General features: G+C 67.3%; 15 protein-coding genes. 8 read left to right on the top strand and 7 right to left on the bottom strand.

Annotated features, from left to right (window positions below; genetic code table 11):
* Nucleotides 1–11: 11 nt before the first annotated feature.
* Entirely contained in the window at nucleotides 12–923 is a 912-nt protein-coding gene (gene rocF / locus BLW05_RS10310) for an arginase (RefSeq protein ID WP_093162327.1), read from the top strand.
* A 31-nt stretch (nucleotides 924–954) separates the two neighbouring features.
* Nucleotides 955–2,817, top strand: coding sequence for a hypothetical protein (locus BLW05_RS10305; RefSeq protein ID WP_093162325.1), 1,863 nt, complete (start codon nucleotides 955–957; stop codon nucleotides 2,815–2,817).
* Nucleotides 2,818–2,825: 8 nt separating this feature from the next.
* Here BLW05_RS10305 and BLW05_RS10300 read toward each other — a convergent pair whose 3' ends face one another.
* The 5 genes from BLW05_RS10300 to BLW05_RS10280 all read right to left on the bottom strand — a co-directional run bounded on the left by BLW05_RS10300 (nucleotide 2,826) and on the right by BLW05_RS10280 (nucleotide 8,858).
* Nucleotides 2,826–3,092 carry a hypothetical protein gene (locus BLW05_RS10300; protein WP_256330168.1) on the bottom strand — a complete coding sequence of 89 codons (267 nt, stop codon included), beginning with the start codon at nucleotides 3,090–3,092 and terminating at the stop codon, nucleotides 2,826–2,828.
* A 48-nt stretch (nucleotides 3,093–3,140) separates the two neighbouring features.
* Nucleotides 3,141–3,746 carry a DUF2242 domain-containing protein gene (locus BLW05_RS10295; protein WP_371126934.1) on the bottom strand — a complete coding sequence of 202 codons (606 nt, stop codon included), beginning with the start codon at nucleotides 3,744–3,746 and terminating at the stop codon, nucleotides 3,141–3,143.
* Nucleotides 3,747–3,888: 142 nt separating this feature from the next.
* On the bottom strand, nucleotides 3,889–4,518 hold the full coding sequence (locus BLW05_RS10290; RefSeq protein WP_093162322.1) for a nucleoside/nucleotide kinase family protein: 630 nt from the start codon (nucleotides 4,516–4,518) through the stop codon (nucleotides 3,889–3,891).
* Nucleotides 4,515–5,792, bottom strand: coding sequence for a Glu/Leu/Phe/Val family dehydrogenase (locus BLW05_RS10285; RefSeq protein ID WP_093162321.1), 1,278 nt, complete (start codon nucleotides 5,790–5,792; stop codon nucleotides 4,515–4,517). Before BLW05_RS10285 ends, BLW05_RS10290 begins: the two co-directional genes overlap by 4 nt.
* A gap of 84 nt (nucleotides 5,793–5,876) precedes the next feature.
* Nucleotides 5,877–8,858 carry an L-glutamate gamma-semialdehyde dehydrogenase gene (locus tag BLW05_RS10280; protein WP_093162319.1) on the bottom strand — a complete coding sequence of 994 codons (2,982 nt, stop codon included), beginning with the start codon at nucleotides 8,856–8,858 and terminating at the stop codon, nucleotides 5,877–5,879.
* A gap of 101 nt (nucleotides 8,859–8,959) precedes the next feature.
* On the opposite strand from BLW05_RS10280, the gene BLW05_RS10275 reads away from it, so the two are divergent.
* Both BLW05_RS10275 and BLW05_RS10270 read left to right on the top strand, forming a co-directional pair.
* Complete coding sequence (locus BLW05_RS10275; RefSeq protein WP_093162318.1) at nucleotides 8,960–9,439, top strand: Lrp/AsnC ligand binding domain-containing protein; 480 nt, start codon at nucleotides 8,960–8,962, stop codon at nucleotides 9,437–9,439.
* 81 nt (nucleotides 9,440–9,520) lie between these two features.
* Nucleotides 9,521–9,745 (top strand): tautomerase family protein, encoded by a 225-nt coding sequence (locus tag BLW05_RS10270; protein WP_093162316.1) that lies wholly within the window; start codon nucleotides 9,521–9,523, stop codon nucleotides 9,743–9,745.
* Here the strand turns inward: BLW05_RS10270 and BLW05_RS10265 are convergent.
* Nucleotides 9,742–10,428, bottom strand: a complete 687-nt coding sequence (locus BLW05_RS10265) for a YggS family pyridoxal phosphate-dependent enzyme (RefSeq protein ID WP_093162315.1) — start codon at nucleotides 10,426–10,428, stop codon at nucleotides 9,742–9,744. The genes BLW05_RS10270 and BLW05_RS10265 overlap by 4 nt on opposite strands.
* A 38-nt stretch (nucleotides 10,429–10,466) precedes the next feature.
* On the opposite strand from BLW05_RS10265, the gene BLW05_RS10260 reads away from it, so the two are divergent.
* Genes BLW05_RS10260 through BLW05_RS10250 form a run of 3 tightly spaced genes read left to right on the top strand, consistent with a single transcriptional unit; the run spans nucleotide 10,467 to nucleotide 13,623 of the window.
* On the top strand, nucleotides 10,467–11,510 hold the full coding sequence (locus BLW05_RS10260; RefSeq protein ID WP_093162313.1) for a type IV pilus twitching motility protein PilT: 1,044 nt from the start codon (nucleotides 10,467–10,469) through the stop codon (nucleotides 11,508–11,510).
* 30 nt (nucleotides 11,511–11,540) lie between these two features.
* Nucleotides 11,541–12,677 carry a PilT/PilU family type 4a pilus ATPase gene (locus BLW05_RS10255; RefSeq protein ID WP_093162312.1) on the top strand — a complete coding sequence of 379 codons (1,137 nt, stop codon included), beginning with the start codon at nucleotides 11,541–11,543 and terminating at the stop codon, nucleotides 12,675–12,677.
* A 25-nt stretch (nucleotides 12,678–12,702) separates the two neighbouring features.
* A complete protein-coding gene (locus tag BLW05_RS10250; RefSeq protein WP_093162310.1) occupies nucleotides 12,703–13,623 on the top strand; it encodes an NAD(P)-dependent oxidoreductase in 921 nt (306 codons plus the stop codon).
* A gap of 133 nt (nucleotides 13,624–13,756) precedes the next feature.
* On the opposite strand, the gene BLW05_RS10245 is transcribed toward BLW05_RS10250, so the two are convergent.
* Nucleotides 13,757–14,572, bottom strand: coding sequence for a BON domain-containing protein (locus BLW05_RS10245; RefSeq protein ID WP_093162308.1), 816 nt, complete (start codon nucleotides 14,570–14,572; stop codon nucleotides 13,757–13,759).
* 199 nt (nucleotides 14,573–14,771) lie between these two features.
* Here BLW05_RS10245 and BLW05_RS10240 point away from each other — a divergent pair, with 199 nt between their 5' ends.
* Nucleotides 14,772–16,226, top strand: coding sequence for a patatin-like phospholipase family protein (locus tag BLW05_RS10240; protein ID WP_256330166.1), 1,455 nt, complete (start codon nucleotides 14,772–14,774; stop codon nucleotides 16,224–16,226).
* The last annotated feature ends 5 nt before the right edge of the window (nucleotides 16,227–16,231 follow it).

Raw genomic sequence — 16,231 nt, 5'->3', positions numbered from 1 at the left:
GGCCACCGCTCATGACCGCGACCCTGCAACTCATCGGTGCACCCACCGACATCGGCGCCAGCACGCGGGGCGCCGGCATGGGGCCCGATGCCCTGCGCGTGGCCGGCATCGCGCAGACGCTGGCGCGCCTCGGCTTCGAGGTGATCGACCAGGGCAATCTCTCCGGACCGGCGACGCCGTGGATCGCGCCCACCACCGAGTTGCATCACCTCGACGAGGTCGTGACGTGGAACCGGGCGGTCTACGACGCGGTCGATACCGCGCTCACGGCCAATCACGTCCCCATCCTGCTGGGCGGCGACCACAGCATCGCGGTGGGCTCGATCAGCGCCATCGCCCGGCATGCGCGCCGGCGCGGCAAGAAGCTGCGGGTGCTGTGGCTCGATGCGCATTCCGACGTCAACACCGAAACCACGAGCCCGAGCGGCAACCTGCACGGCATGCCGGTGTCGTGCCTGCTCGGCCATGGCCCTGACGCGTTGACCGGTTGGAGCGGCGAACGCGCGGCGTTCGAGCACGATGCACTCCGCTTCATCGGCATCCGCAGCGTCGATGCGCATGAAAAGGCGGCGATCCGCGCGATGGGGCTCAACGTCTTCGACATGCGCCACATCGACGAGCACGGCATGCGCACCACCATGATCGAGGCGCTGCAGGACGTGGACGAGGACACGCACCTGCACGTGAGCTTCGACCTCGACTGCCTCGACCCCGACTACGCGCCCGGCGTCGGCACCGGCGTGCGCGGCGGCCCCACGTGGCGAGAGATGCAGCTTTGCATGGAGATGATCGCGGACACCGGGCGGCTGTCGTCGCTCGATGTGGTCGAACTCAACCCCGCGCTGGATGTGCGCAACCGCACGGCGGAGGTGGCGGTGGAGCTGATCGAAAGCCTGTTCGGCAAATCGACCCTGTCGCGGTAAGCGTCGGATCCCGATGGTCGGAGGCTTTCTCATGACGCAGCGAGGCTCTCTTCTGCTGTCGGTTGCGGCAGCGACACTGGCACCCACAGCCGCGAGCGGCGACATCGTCGACAGCGCCCTGAACATCATTCCGGCGCAATACACCGCCATGGCGGCCCAGCTCAGCAAGGATGGCGGCATCGCCTACCGATACGGTCCGGATGCGATTTCCTATGGCACGGCCAACACCGGCCCGGTACTCCACAAACGTGCGGACATCAGGCTCAATGCCCCGGCGCCCAGCTATCCGTTCTGGTGGCAGGTCGGACAGCCCTCCGGCGATCCCGGTTCCTACTCGTCGAACCAGGGTTCGATCGCCTTCGTGGCGGACGACCCGGCGCAGCGCGTGGGCGTGGCCGACATCCAGGTCTCGAACTACATGCACGGGGTATTCGCCCAGTCGCCGCAGCTGAGCTGGACGCGTGCGGCCGTCGACGGCGGAGGCATCGACAGCATCACCGTGATGGGCTATCGCGAACAGGGCATCGTGAGCGGCGACCCGGTCGCGGTGGGCCGCTGCACCGGCAGGCCCGGCTTCTGCGCCCAGGGCCTCGTCGCGTTCCAGAACGGCGTCATCGGGACGGTCGGCAGCAACACCGCTCAAAACCGGGCGACGGTGAAGCTGCCCGCCAACAAGGTGCCGACGGCCATCGCGATGACCAACAACAGCGAGTTCGCCCTGGTCACGGTGTGGGACACGCGCGCTCTCAAGGGCCAGGTGGCGGTCATCGCACTGGCGGGCCTCTGCGACGGTTGTGATCCGAACGACGCCAGCCGTTGGTACAACTACTGGGAGGAGTGGATGGGCGTCTACCCCGGCTTGCCGAACATGGGCGACATCGCCTTCATGAAGATCCTGGGCTACGTCGACCTCCCGGGCATGGCGGCGCCGACCGAGATCGCCGTCACCACCGGCATGGACCAGTTCAAGTCGCTCTTCCAGGGCGGCTCGACCGCAGGCCAGTTCGTGGGCCGGGTGAACTCACCGCTGACGAGCCACTGGCGGAAGTTCGCGAGCGGCGGCGCCCACGAGTACAACTACGCCAAGGGCGGCGTGGCGGTGGTGATCTCCAAATCGGAGCAGAAGGCCGCGTTCATCGACCTGAAGCCGCTGTTCAGCTACTTCAACGGCATGTACTTCAGCCCGAACGTGAGCCAGACGACGCGCTTCGGCCAGGCGGCCAACCAGTGGCCGTTCACCTTCGACGTGCAGGCCTCGCAGAAGCCGACGGTGATCAAGACGGTCTCGCTGGGTGCGCGCCCGACGGCAGTGAGGACGTCGGTCTTCGGCCCCACCCCGCGCGCCTGGATCGCGACGCAGGACGGCACGCTGCGCATCTTCAGCCTCGACGGCTTCGCGCCGGGCGACGGATGGAACACGGCGACAGTCAACCCACCAGCGAGCCACATCGCCGAAGTGGGCAGAGTGACCGGCATCGGCCGCAACCCGACGTCGCTCGCCAGCTCCAAGGGCGAACCGGCGGACGACAGCATCGACTCGAGCAACCAGCAGGTCATCGTGGCCTCCCGCGGCGACAACAAGATCAACTGGGTGCGCTTCGCCCCGAACGGCAACAGCGGCAAGGTCGTTCGCACGATCCAGCACAAGGAGATGAAGGACCTGATCGCGGTGGAGGACGGGGACAACTTCGCGAACATCGGCTACGTGCTGAGCGCGCTCGACTACGCCGGCAAGGCGGTGCGCAACTACCGCTATGGCCCGGTGATCTTCCGTGACGGCGGCACCTGTCCGACCGCCACGAGCTGCCCGATCAACGGCACCGTGGCCGAATACGGCGGCGCGATGGCGCTGCCCGGCAAGCCCTTCCAGATGAACTCCGCGAACGTGCCCTGAGCCTCGCCTCAGGGGTGGGCAGGGTGGGGTGCTTCCATCCAGGAAGGCTCGGACACCTCGGCGTCCGGGTCCGAGATCGGACGCAACTTGTCGCTGCGGCAGAAGAAGGTCCAGCCTTCGAACATCACGTCGTAGTAGGTTCCCGGCAGATAGGTCCAGTCCGGCGCGTCATAGGGCTCGGAGACGACCTCGACGATCCTGCAGACCGCCCGCTGCGTGAACGGGCTGGCCACGCAGCTCGGGACCACGTAGCAGAGCGTGCCGATCCTGATCATCCTTGCAGAATCGCACAACGCGGCGGCCGCGCCAAGGGCAGGGATTTGTCAGCCGCGGCTCGGCGAGAGGGGAACCGTCTGCAGCGGCAGCGGCACCTCCACCGGCGGACGCGCCGGCGCGACAGGTCGCGCTTCCGCTGGCGGCGCCTGCTCAATCGATTCAGGCAGGTAGCGCTCGATCAACGAGAAGAAGCGGTCGTAGAAGCGGTCGTCGGTCAGCGTTTCGCTCGCGACCTTGACCATCGCGTCGTCGCTGGACGAGAACGGCAACGACAACGAGCCGATCGCGCCCACGCCGACGCTCGCCGAGTTGTTCACCTTCTTGACGCCGTAGCGATCCTGCAATGCGCTGGCAAAGGCGATGGTGCTGCGTGACTTGCCGCCCTCGCGCGCGCAGACCACGCGGAATTCCACCTCCACATGCACTTCGGTCGCGGGCTGGAAGCTCTTGCGGCCGGTCACCAGCTCCTGGTTGGCCGCCGCGATCATGTAGCCCTGGCTCAGGAGCGCGCGTCGCGCAGCTTCGCAGGTCTGGGCTTCGCTTGCGGTATAGCTGCGGGTATGGGTGGTGGTGGAATCGAACTCTTCCGGCTCGTACGTCAGACGCTGGCGTTCGGTAACGCCACAACCGGAAACGAGAACGGCGACGAGCAACGCGGCAGCAGTTTCAAGGGAAGACGAAGGGCGCATGTCGGCAAGGAATAAGCGAAACGGGGGCAATGCTAGCGGCAAGCCGCCGGCGAGCGGCTCCGCTTGGACATCACGCCGCAGCGGACGTTCCCGTTGACTGCGCGATTCAGTCGTCGATGCGAATCACATGCTGCGCCCGGCCCCGTGTCGCCGCGATGCGGCGCGCGTTGGGCTCGTCGGTCTGCGCCACCCACGCGAGTGCCGCGTCCCGGCTGCGCCCGAACTGCTCGTGCCGGCGCACGAGGCGCTCTCGCCGCAGGTCGTCGTCCACGTCCACGTACCAGACTTCGTCGAGCAGCGGCGCGGCCCCGGCCCACGGGTCTTCGTCCAGCAGCAGGTAGTTGCCTTCGGTGATGACCAGTCGCGTCTGCGGCAGGATCGCGATGGCGCCGGCGATGGGCTCCTCGATCTCGCGCCGGAATTCGGGCGCATAGACGATCTCTTCTTCGCGCTGCTCGCGCAGGCGCCGCAGGAGTGCCACATAGCCCGCGCTGTCGAAGGTGTCGGGCGCCCCCTTGCGATCGGCCCGGCCGAGCCGCCGAAGCTCGACGTTCGCGAGGTGGAAGCCGTCCATCGGCACCACCTGCGCACGGCCGGGCGGCAGTGCGTCCAGCAACGCCTGGGCCAGCGTGGACTTGCCGGACCCGGGCGCGCCGACCAGGCCGAGCAGCCTGCGCTGCCCGCCGTCCAGCAAGCGCTCGATGCGCGCCAGCGCCGAGGCCGGCAGCTCGATCACGGGTAGAGGCCGCGCTCCTGGCGCGCCATCAGGATCCGGCCGCAGGCGACCGCGTAGGTGGCGGTGCGCAAGCTGATCTTGTGCTGGTCGGCCTTGTCCCAGATGTTGTTGAGCGCGTTCATCATGATGCGGTCGAGCCGCTCGTTGATCTCGTCCTCGTCCCAGAAGAAGGACGAGAAGTCCTGCACCCACTCGAAGTAGCTCACCGTCACGCCGCCGGCGTTGCAGATCACGTCGGGCACCACCAGCACGCCGCGCTCGGCGAGGATGTCGTCGGCTTCCGGCACGGTCGGGCCGTTGGCGCCTTCGAGCACCAGCTTGGCCTTGGTCTGCCTCGCGCGCTCGGCGGTGATCTGGCCTTCGAGGGCGGCTGGGATCAGGATGTCGCAGGCGACATCCCAGAAGGCTTCGTCGGCGACCGTGTCGCCGCCCTTGAAGCCGATGATGCCGCCTTCCCTGCGCGATTGCTCCACGAGCTTGGCCATGTCGAGGCCCTTGTCGTTGATGACCGTGCCGGTGTGATCCTGCACCGCGACGATCTTCGCGCCGGCTTCAGCGAAGAGTTCGGCCGCGACCGAGCCCACGTTGCCGAAGCCCTGTACCGCGATGCGCGCGCCGCGCAGGTCGAGGCCCAGGCGGCGAGCCGCTTCACGGCCGGTCACGAACACGCCGCGGCCGGTGGCCTTGACGCGGCCGAGCGAGCCGCCCAGGTGCAGCGGCTTGCCGGTGACCACGCCGGTCGCCGTGCCGCCGACGTTCATCGAGTAGGTGTCCATCATCCACGCCATGATCTGCGCGTTGGTGTTCACGTCGGGCGCGGGGATGTCGCTGTGCGGGCCGATGATGATGCCGATCTCGCTGGTGTAGCGTCGGGTGACTTTTTCAAGCTCCTTCTGCGACAGCTTCCTGGGATCGACGCGGATGCCGCCCTTGGCGCCGCCGTAGGGCAGGTTCACCGCGGCGGTCTTGATGGTCATCCATGCCGAGAGCGCCATGACCTCTTCCAGCGTGACGTCCGGGTGGAATCGCACGCCGCCCTTGCCCGGCCCGCGCGACAGGTTGTGCTGCACGCGATAGCCCTCGAAGTGGGCGATGGAGCCGTCGTCCATCTCGATCGGCACGTCGACGATCAGCGCGCGCTTCGGGCGCTTGAGCGTCTCGACCCAGCGGGCCAGTTCGCCCAGGTACGGCACGACGCGGTCGACTTGCGACAGGTACGTGCCCCACGGGCTGTTGGCGGTCGGGTGGACGTAGGAAAGGGTGGAGGAACTCATGGCGGTCTCGTGTTGTTGAACGACAGGCGCGACGATAGTCCTCCACAGCCCGCCGCGCCACGGCTATGCGCGTTGCTTTTCCGGTTATGCGCTTGCGGCAAGCAGCGCCGCATTGCCGCCCGCGGCGGTGGTGTTGATGGTGAGCGTCTGCTCCGCGCAGAAGCGAAGCAGGTAGTGCGGTCCGCCCGCCTTCGGCCCCGTGCCGCTGAGTCCTTCCCCGCCGAACGGCTGGACGCCGACCACCGCGCCGATGATGTTGCGGTTGACATAGATGTTGCCGACATGCGCACGGGACGCCAGCGCCTGCGCGCGGCTGTCGATGCGCGTCTGGATGCCCAGCGTCAGCCCGAAGCCGAGGCCGTTGACCTGATCGATCACCGCTTGCGGATCGCCGGACCAGCGCGCAATCTGCAGCACCGGGCCGAAGATTTCCGCCTTGACGCTGCTCACCGACGGCACCTCGTAGGCGCGCGGCGCGACCAGGTTGGGAAGCGCCTGCGCCGGCTCGCCGGCGCCGACGACCACCTTCGCTTCGGCATCGAGACGCTGCAGGTGCCGCTGGATGCCTTCGAAGGCTTCGCGGTCGATCACCGGGCCGACGTCGGTCGAAAGCAGCGCCGGATCGCCCGCCGCCAGTTCCTTCGCGGCGCCCCGGATCATGGCGACCACATCGTCGGCGATGCTGTCGTGCACCAGCAGCAGACGCAGCGCCGAACAGCGCTGGCCCGCGGACCGGAAAGCGCTCTGCACCACCGCATCGACCACCTGCTCGGGCAAGGCGGTCGGGTCCACGAGCATCGCGTTGATGCCGCCGGTCTCGGCGATCAGCGGCACGATCGGGCCGTCCTTGGCGGCCAGCGCGCGATGGATGATCTTCGCGACCTGCGTCGATCCGGTGAACACCACCCCCGCCACGCCCGGCGCGGCCACCAGCGCGGCACCGACGGTTTCACCGGCACCGTGCAGCAGCTGGACCGCCTGCGGCGGCACGCCCGCCGCATGCAGCAGCTTCACCGCCTCGGACGCGATGGCCGGCGTCTGCTCGGCCGGCTTGGCGAGCACCGTGTTGCCGGTCGCGAGCGCCGCTGCGACCTGCCCCAGGAAGATCGCCAGCGGAAAGTTCCACGGGCTGATGCATACCCACGGCCCGCGGCCGGTGAGGCGCAACTCGTTACTTTCGCCGGTCGGGCCGGGCAACGCGACCGGCCGCATGATGCGCTCCGCCTCGTCCGCGTAGTAGCGCAGGAAATCGACGGCCTCGCGCACTTCGGCGATCGCGTCGGACCAGCTCTTGAACGCCTCCTTGACCAGCAGCGCGCAGAAGCGCGGCAACGCGGCTTCGAGCGCATCGGCGGCATGGCGAAGCGCACCGGCGCGTTGCGAGACCGGCGTGTGGGACCACGACCGGAAACCGGCCGCGGCGGTCGCGACCGCTTCGGCGGCGCGCTGAGGATCGAACGCCGGCACCACCGGCACCGCGGTCGTGGCCAGCGCGTCGAGCAATGGCGCGCGCATGGACTCGACCGTCAGGTCGATCCCCTGGCTGTTGCGACGCGCAGGCGGGGGCCCGTAGAGGGCGAGCGGCAACGGCAGCGACGCCTCCTTGTCCAGCCAGAGCGGCGACGAAAGCAGTTCGCCCGTGCCGACCGACTCGTCGCCCAGCTGGTTGACGAACGACGAGTTGGCCCCGTTTTCAAGCAGCCGGCGAACCAGGTAGGCCAGCAGATCCTTGTGCCGCCCCACCGGCGCATAGATGCGAACCGGCACCCCGGTGCTCTTCATGACTTCGCGATAGATGCCCTCGCCCATCCCGTGCAGGCGCTGCAGCTCGAAGGGCACGTCGCCGGCCTGGCCCGCCATCTGCAGGATCGCGGCGATGGTACCTGCGTTGTGGGTGGCGAACTGCGGATAGATCGCGTCCGGCGCGGCCAGCAGCGCGCGCGCGCAGGCGAGGTAGCTCACGTCGGTGTGATGCTTGTGCGTGAAGACCGGGTAGTGCGGCAGGCCGAGTTCCTGCGCGCGCTTGATCTCGGCATCCCAGTACGCGCCCTTCACCAGCCGGCACATCAGGCGCAGCTTGTATTTGCGCGCGATCGCGGCGATGTGCTCCACCAGCTCGAGGGCCCGTGTCTGGTAGGCCTGCATCGCGACGCCGAAGCCCCGCCACTGCGGACGCTCGGCCGCGACGCGCGCGGCGAGCGCCTCGAACACATCGAGCGACAGTTCGAGGCGGTCCACCTCCTCGGCATCGATGGTGAGGTTCAGATGCGCGTCGGCTGCCAGCTCGCACAACTGCCACACGCGCGGCACCAGCTCGCGCATCACGCGCTCGCGCTGGGCGTCCTCGTAGCGCGGATGCAGCGCGCTGAGCTTGATGGAGATGCCGTCGTTGTCCTCGGGCCGGTCGCCGTTGACCGCGGCGGCGATCGAGCGGATCGCGTTGACGTAGCTGTCCAGATAGCGCTGCGCATCCGCCTCGGTGCGCGCGCCCTCCCCGAGCATGTCGTAGCTGAAACGAAGCGCCGCGTGCTTGCGATGCGCCGATCGCGCCTCGCCCATCGCCTCGTCGATGGTCTGGCCGAGCACGAACTGGCGGCCCAGCAACTGCACCGCCCGCAGCGTGGCGGCCACGACAGTGCGTGCGCCCAACCGCGCCATCAACCCGGGCCCAGGCTCCGCGTCGCCGGCATCGTCCGAAAGGTGTGGGAGGAACTTCTTCGACAAGGCGATCGCCGACGACGAAAGCCGCGCCAGCGTCGAATCCGCGGCGCCGTCGAAGTTGGCGCGGCCCAGCTGGTCGGCGGTGAGCGCGATGGCGGTTTCCGCATCCGGCACGCGAAGCAGCGCCTCGGCCAGCCGCATCAGCGCCAGCCCCTCGGCGCTGGAGATCGGGTATTCGCGCAGCAGGCTTTCCATGGCCCAGAACGGCGGCGGCCGGTCGCGCACCGCACGCACCCACGGCGTGGCGGTGGGCACGACCGAGATCCAGTCGAGCGCGCCCTTCAGTGCGGCGAGACGATGCGCGACGACGTCGGCTTCGGGGCGGTAGGGAGTGGGCAGGCGCATGGCGTGTTCTCTTGAAGAAGATCGAATGAATGCGATCGTCCGCCTTCTTCCTCCGAGTTATTCACCAAAAATCAGTCAACACGCCGGATAATTCACCACCCATGAGCGCAGAAGCACCCGATCTCGACCGCATCGACATGAAAATCCTGAAGGTTCTTCAGGAGGACGGCCGCATCTCGAACCTCAAGCTCGCGGAAGCGGTGGCGCTCTCGCCCACGGCCGTGCTGGCGCGGGTGCAGCGGCTCACGCGCGAAGGCTTCATCCTCGGCTACGAGGCCCGCCTCGACCCGCACAAGCTCGGCCGCGGGTTCACGGTGTTCGTCGAAGTGCTGCTCGACCGCACCACGCCCAACGTCTTCGACGAGTTCAAGGCCGCGGTGCAGGTGCGTGACGAGATCATGGAATGCCACATGGTCGCGGGCGGCTTCGACTATCTGCTCAAGACCCGCATGGCCGACATGGCCGCATACCGCGAGTTCGCCGGAACCGTGCTGTGGCAACTGCCTGGCGTGCGCGAGACGCGAACCTATGCGGTGATGGAAGAGGTCAAGAGCAGCGCGCGGCTTCCGCTGGGTTTCTGATCCGGCGTTCAGGGCATCGCGGCGGGATACTCCGCGTCGGCGGCGCACCGGCCGCCGGTCACTGGTGGAAAGGAGACAGCCATGCCCTACATCACGATCCAGGTCACCCGCGAAGGCGTGACGCGCGAACAGAAGAAGGAACTGATCGCCGGCGCGACCGACCTGGTGGTGCGCGTGCTCAACAAGGATCCGGCCACCACCTTCGTGGTGATCGATGAAGTGGATCTCGACAACTGGGGCGTCGGCGGCCGTCCTGTCGCGGACATTCGCCGCGAACAGGCCGCCGCGCGCAAAGCGCCGGGCTAGCGGCGCCCGAAGATCGCGGTGCCGACACGCACCATCGTGCTGCCGGCCGCGATCGCGGCTTCGAGGTCGGCGGACATGCCGAGCGACAGCGTGTCGAGTTCGATGCCGTCCTGCCGTATCGCCTCGAACACGCGCGCCGCCGCGAGGAACAGGTCGCGCTGCGACTCGAAATCCGGCGCCGGCTCGGGGATCGCCATCAGCCCGCGCAGCCGCAAACGTGGCAATGACGCCACGGATCGCGCCAGCGCAAGCACGTCGTCCGGCGCCGCGCCCGACTTGTTGGCGCCGGCGTCGACGTTGACCTGCAGGCACACCTGAAGCGGCGGAAGGTGGCCGGGCCGCTGCTCGGACAACCGCTGGGCGATCTTCAGCCGGTCGATGCTGTGCACCCAGTCGAAATGCTCGGCCACCACGCGCGTCTTGTTGCTCTGCAGCGGACCGATGCAGTGCCATTCGAGGCCGCTGCGCAGGTCATCGAGCGCCTCGATCTTGGCGATGCCTTCCTGCACGTAGTTTTCGCCGAATGCCGTCTGGCCGGCCGCGTGTGCCTCCCGCACCACATCGGCGGGGAAAGTCTTTGACACTGCAAGCAAGTGCACGCTCGCGGGATCGCGCCCGACCGCCGTGCACGCCTTCACGATCCGCTCCCGAACTTGCTGGAGGTTGTCGCCAATCATCGTCATAATCGTCAAAGCGTATCAAAACGTCACCGAGGAGCTTCGTGGACATCACCCAACTGCTGGCCTTCAGCGTCAAGAACAAGGCGTCCGACCTGCATCTGTCGTCGGGCCTGCCGCCCATGATCCGGGTTCACGGCGATGTGCGCCGCATCAATGTCGACGCGCTCGACCACAAGGCGGTGCATGCCATGGTGTACGACATCATGAGCGACACGCACCGCAAGCACTACGAAGAGTTCCTCGAGGTCGACTTCTCCTTCGAGATCGACGGCCTCGCGCGCTTCCGGGTGAATGCGTTCAACCAGTCGCGCGGCGCGGCCGCGGTGTTCCGGACCATTCCGTCGAAGATTCTCACGCTCGAGCAACTCAACGCACCCAAGATCTTCGGCGATCTCGCGCTCAAGCCCCGCGGCCTCGTGCTCGTGACCGGCCCGACCGGCTCGGGCAAGTCGACCACGCTCGCGGCGATGATCAACTACCTCAACGAAACCGAGTACGGCCACATCCTCACGGTCGAGGACCCGATCGAGTTCGTGCACGAATCCAAGAAGTGCCTGATCAACCAGCGCGAAGTGGGGCCGATGACGCTCTCCTTCGCGAACGCGCTGCGCTCCGCGCTGCGTGAAGACCCGGACGCGATTCTGGTCGGCGAAATGCGCGACCTCGAAACCATCCGCCTCGCGATGACCGCGGCCGAAACCGGCCACCTGGTGTTCGGCACGCTGCACACCTCGTCGGCGGCCAAGACCATCGACCGGATCATCGACGTCTTCCCTGGCGAAGAAAAGGAAATGATCCGCGCGATGCTGTCCGAATCGCTGCAGGCCGTGATCTCTCAGACGCTTTGCAAGACCAAGGACGGCCAGGGCCGCGTGGCGGCGCACGAGATCATGCTCGGCACGCCCGCGATCCGGAACCTCATCCGCGAAGGCAAGGTCGCGCAGATGTACTCGTCGATCCAGACCGGCAGCGGCCAGGGGATGCAGACGCTGGACCAGAATCTGACGGACCTCGTCCGGCGCAATGTCATTTCTTCGGCCGAAGCGCGCGGCAAGGCGAAGATCCCCGAGAATTTCCCAGGCTGACCCTCCAGCCACGGCATCCGGAGCAAACACATGGAACGCGATCAGGCCAGCCAGTTCATCAACGACCTGCTGAAGCTCATGGTGAGCCGCAACGGCAGCGACTTGTTCATCACCGCCGACTTCCCGCCGGCGATCAAGGTGGACGGCAAGGTCACCAAGGTGTCGCAGCAGGCGCTGGGCGCACAGCACACGCTCGCACTCACCCGCTCGATCATGAACGACCGCCAGACGGCCGAGTTCGAGCGCACCAAGGAGTGCAACTTCGCGATCTCGCCGACCGGCATCGGCCGCTTCCGCGTGAATGCCTTCGTGCAACAGGGCAAGGTCGGCATGGTGCTGCGGACCATTCCCGCCAAGCTGCCGACCATCGACGGGCTCGGCATGCCGCAGGTGCTCAAGGATGTCTCGATGACCAAGCGCGGCCTGTGCATCCTGGTCGGTGCCACGGGCTCCGGCAAGTCGACCACGCTCGCCGCGATGATCGACTGGCGCAACGAGAACTCGTACGGCCACATCGTCACGGTCGAGGACCCGGTCGAATTCGTGCATCCGCACAAGAATTGCGTGGTGACCCAGCGCGAGGTCGGCATCGACACCGACAGCTGGGAAGCAGCGCTCAAGAACACGCTGCGGCAAGCGCCGGACGTGATCCTGATGGGCGAAATCCGCGACCGCGAGACCATGGAGCACGCGGTGGCCTTCGCAGAAACCGGTCACCTCTGCATGGCCACGCTGCACGCCAACAGCGCCAACCAGGCGCTGGACCGGATCATCAACTTCTTCCCCGAAGAGCGCCGGTCACAGTTGCTGATGGACCTGTCGCTCAACCTGCGCTCGCTGATCTCGCAGCGGCTCATTCCGACGGAAGACGGCCACGGCCGCATCGCCGCGGTCGAGGTGCTGCTCAACACCCCGCTGATCTCCGATCTGATCTTCAAGGGCGAGGTCGGCGAGATCAAGGAGATCATGAAGAAGAGCCGCAACCTCGGCATGCAGACCTTCGATCAGGCGCTGTTCGACCTGTTCGAAGGCCACGCGATCTCCTTCGAGGATGCGCTGCGCAACGCCGACTCGGCCAACGACCTGCGGCTGCAGATCAAGCTCAACAGTCAGCGCGCGCGGACCACCGACCTGTCGGCCGGCACGGAGCACTTCGCGATCGTCTAGCTTGGGGCCGCGCTAAGCTCGGGGGATGAGCAGCCTCACCCCCAAAACCTACGAATCCATCCCCCCGCAAAAGGTCGCCTTCCTCGGCCTTGGCGTGATGGGCTACCCGATGGCCGGCCATCTTGCGCTGGCCGGCCACAGCGTGACGGTCTACAACCGGACCGACACCAAATCCAACGCCTGGATCGATGAATTCAAGCCGCAGGCCAAGGGCACGCTCGCGCACTCGGCCACGCCGCGCGGCGCGGCATCGAATGCCGACATCGTCTTCTGCTGCGTCGGCAACGACGACGACCTGCGCTCGGTCGTGCTCGGCGAGAACGGTGCCTTCGCGGACATGCCCAAGGGCGCGGTGTTCGTCGACCACACCACCGCCTCCGCCAACGTCGCGCGCGAACTGTCCAAGGCCGCGATCGCGCAGGGCCTGCAGTTCATCGATGCGCCGGTGTCCGGCGGACAGGCCGGCGCGCAGAACGGCGTGCTGACCGTGATGTGCGGCGGCGACTCGGCCACCTTCAACCGCGTCAAGCCCGTGATCTCGGCGTTCGCGCGGGCCTGCACGCTGCTCGGCGACAGCGGCGCGGGCCAGCTCGCGAAGATGGTGAACCAGATTGCGATCGCAGGGCTGGTGCAGGGTCTGTCCGAAGCCGTCGCCTTCGGCATGCGCGCAGGCCTCGACATGAACGAGGTGCTCGGCGTGATCGGCAAGGGCGCGGCGCAGAGCTGGCAGATGGACAACCGCGGCAAGACGATGATCGAAGGCCAGTTCGACTTCGGTTTCGCGGTCGACTGGATGCGCAAGGACCTCGGCCTGGTGCTCGACGAAGCCAAGCGCAACGGCGCGCGTCTGCCGGTGACTGCGCTGGTCGATCAGTTCTACGCCGATGTGCAGCAGGCCGGCGGCAACCGCTGGGACACGTCGAGCCTGATCACGAGGCTGAAGTAGGCACCCCCCGAGCCGCTTCGCGGCTCCCCCCTCTCTCGCCTTCGGCGGGAGGGGGGCGCACCCGGCGGCCCGGCGAAGCCGGTTCCGCGGGTGCCCTGGGCTGGGGTGCGGCGGTTTCGGGCGTCGCTGGCGATCAGCGGACCGGGGTTGTCACGACACCGCTGCTGGCCGGCGTCGTGGCGGGCGGCGCTGCCGACGAGGATCCCGGCAGCGGCTCCATCGGCGGCAGCGGCACGCGCGAGGTCGATGTGGACGACGACGAAGCGGGTGCCGCCGAGGTCCCCGACGAGGACGACGAACCCGAGCCGCTCACCTGCGACAGCGGCTGCTGCGCCTTCAGGTTCGCCAGCTCCTGGTCGCTGATGACTTCCACCATGCGCACGACCTTCTTCACGCCCGAGGTACCGCGCGCCACATCGGTCGCGCGATCGGTCTCGGTGCGCGTGGCGATGCCCATGAGGTAGACCACGCCGCGCTCGGTCACCACCTTGAACGAGTTCGCGAAGATGTCGTTCTGATCCAGCAGCGCGGCCTTCACCTTGCCGGTGATGAAGGTGTCGTTCGAGCGATCCGGAAAGCTGCTGCCGGGACCGACCACCACTTCGTTGACGACGGAGCGCACGTTGTCCACGCGGCGGATCGCGTCTTCGACCTTGCGCCTGTCCGCGTCCGAACCCACGGTGCCGGTGAGCAGCACCTGGCGGTTGAAGCTCGTGACGGTCACGTTCATGTCGTCGTTGGCAATGTCGCGGATGCGCGCCGCGCCGCGCAATTCGATCGCCTGGTCGTCGACCTGCGCGGACGAGCTCCGGCGATCGGTCGCCACCATGCCGGCACCCGCCACTGCAGCGCCACCGACCACCAGCGGCGCGCAAGCGGAAAGGCCTGCGAGCGTGACGGCGCCTGCAGCCAATGCGATTGCAATTCGTCGTGCGGTGGTGGTCGTCATGGATCGATGCCTTCCTGTGCGGGTGAATGAGATGTTGTCGATGGTAGCCCAGCGAATTTGACCGCCGGTTACGACGTGTCATTGGACTGGCGTCACGACAAGTTACGCTCTGCGTGTGGCCGCCGCGTTCGATGGCGCGGATGTTGCAAGCACACTCCGCGTCCATTCGTATGCGATCGAGCGAGGAAAGGGAACTCACTTGAATCCAAAGACCAGCCTACTGCTGCCGCTGGCAGCGCTGATCCTCGGCGGATGCACCTCGGTCGCGCCGGTCAATCCGCGCATCGATCATGTCGAGCTCGACACCGGCTACCGCGTGGGCAACATGCTCAAGCGATCGCACGGCGTCAAGAACGATTCCGACACGCTGTTCCTGCTCACGTTCTCCGGCGGTGGCACGCGCGCGGCGGCCTTTTCGTATGGCGTGCTCGAGGAACTCCGCCGCACGAACATCAAGGTCAACGGCGAGAACGTGAATCTTCTCAACGAGGTCGACGCCATCGCCGGCGTATCGGGCGGCAGCTTCACCGCCCTCGCCTATGCGCTGTACGGCGACAGGCTCTTTACCGAATATGAGCCCCGCTTCCTCAAGCGCGACGTGCAGGGCACGCTGACGCGACGCGCGCTGAATCCGCTCAACTGGTTCGCGCTCGGCAGCGGCTCCTACGGTCGCTCGGAGCTCGCGGCAGACTACTACGACGAGATCCTCTTCAATGGCGCGACCTTCGACGACCTGATGGACAAGCCCACGCCGGTCACCGCCGTCACGGGGACCGACCTGTCGACCGGTGCGCGCTTTCCGTTCTCGCAGGACCACTTCGACCTGCTGTGCTCCGATCTCGGCAAGGTGCGCCTCGCGCGCGCGGCGGCGACCTCGTCCGCGGTGCCGGCGGTGCTCTCGCCGGTCACCTATCACAACTACGGCGGCCACTGCGGCGCGGTCATGCCGCCCTGGGTGAGCGACGTCACCCGGCCCGAGAACCCCTCGCGCCCGGCCGGACGCGCGCTGCTGCGCTACCGCGACATCCAGAGCTTCCAGGACAGCGAGAACCGTCCGTACCTGCACGTGGTGGACGGCGGTGTTTCAGACAACCTCGGCCTGCGCGGACTGTTGGAGGCCCTCGAAGAAGTGGAAGCCAGCCGCGCCTTCCAGGAGCAGGTGGGCCTCAAGAACCTGCGCAGGATCGTGGTAGTGGTCGTCAACTCGCGCTCGTCGCCCGACACCGACTGGGACCGCTGGCCCAACGCGCCGGGCATCGTGTCGCAGCTCTTCCAGTCATCGAGCGTGCCGATCGATCACTTCTCGTCCGAGTCGGTGGAGCTGCTGAAGGACATCGCGCAGCGCTGGGCCGACAAGCGCGAGCTCGAAGTCGCCGAGCGCCGGCTCGCCGGCATGTCCAAGGCGCAGGCCGAAGCCTCGGTGCCCAAGCTGCGCTTCGACGCGATCGACGTGAGTTTCGAATCCATCGCAGACCCCGAGGAGCGGCGCTACTTCATGAACCTGCCGACCAGCTTCGTGCTGCCCGACGAGGCCGTGGACCGGCTTCGTGAACTGGGTGGCCGGCTGCTCCGTGAATCGCCGGCCTTCAAGCAGCTTGAAAGAGACGTGAGCCAAAGCGCCCCGCCCTCGAAACGGACGACGGCCCAGCCCTGAGCCCA

The sequence above is a fragment of the Variovorax sp. YR216 genome (genome assembly GCF_900107745.1).
Taxonomy (GTDB): Bacteria; Pseudomonadota; Gammaproteobacteria; order Burkholderiales; family Burkholderiaceae_C; genus Variovorax.
The sequence above is the reverse complement of the archived record's forward strand: the minus strand, read 5'-3'. Positions and strand labels throughout refer to the sequence as shown.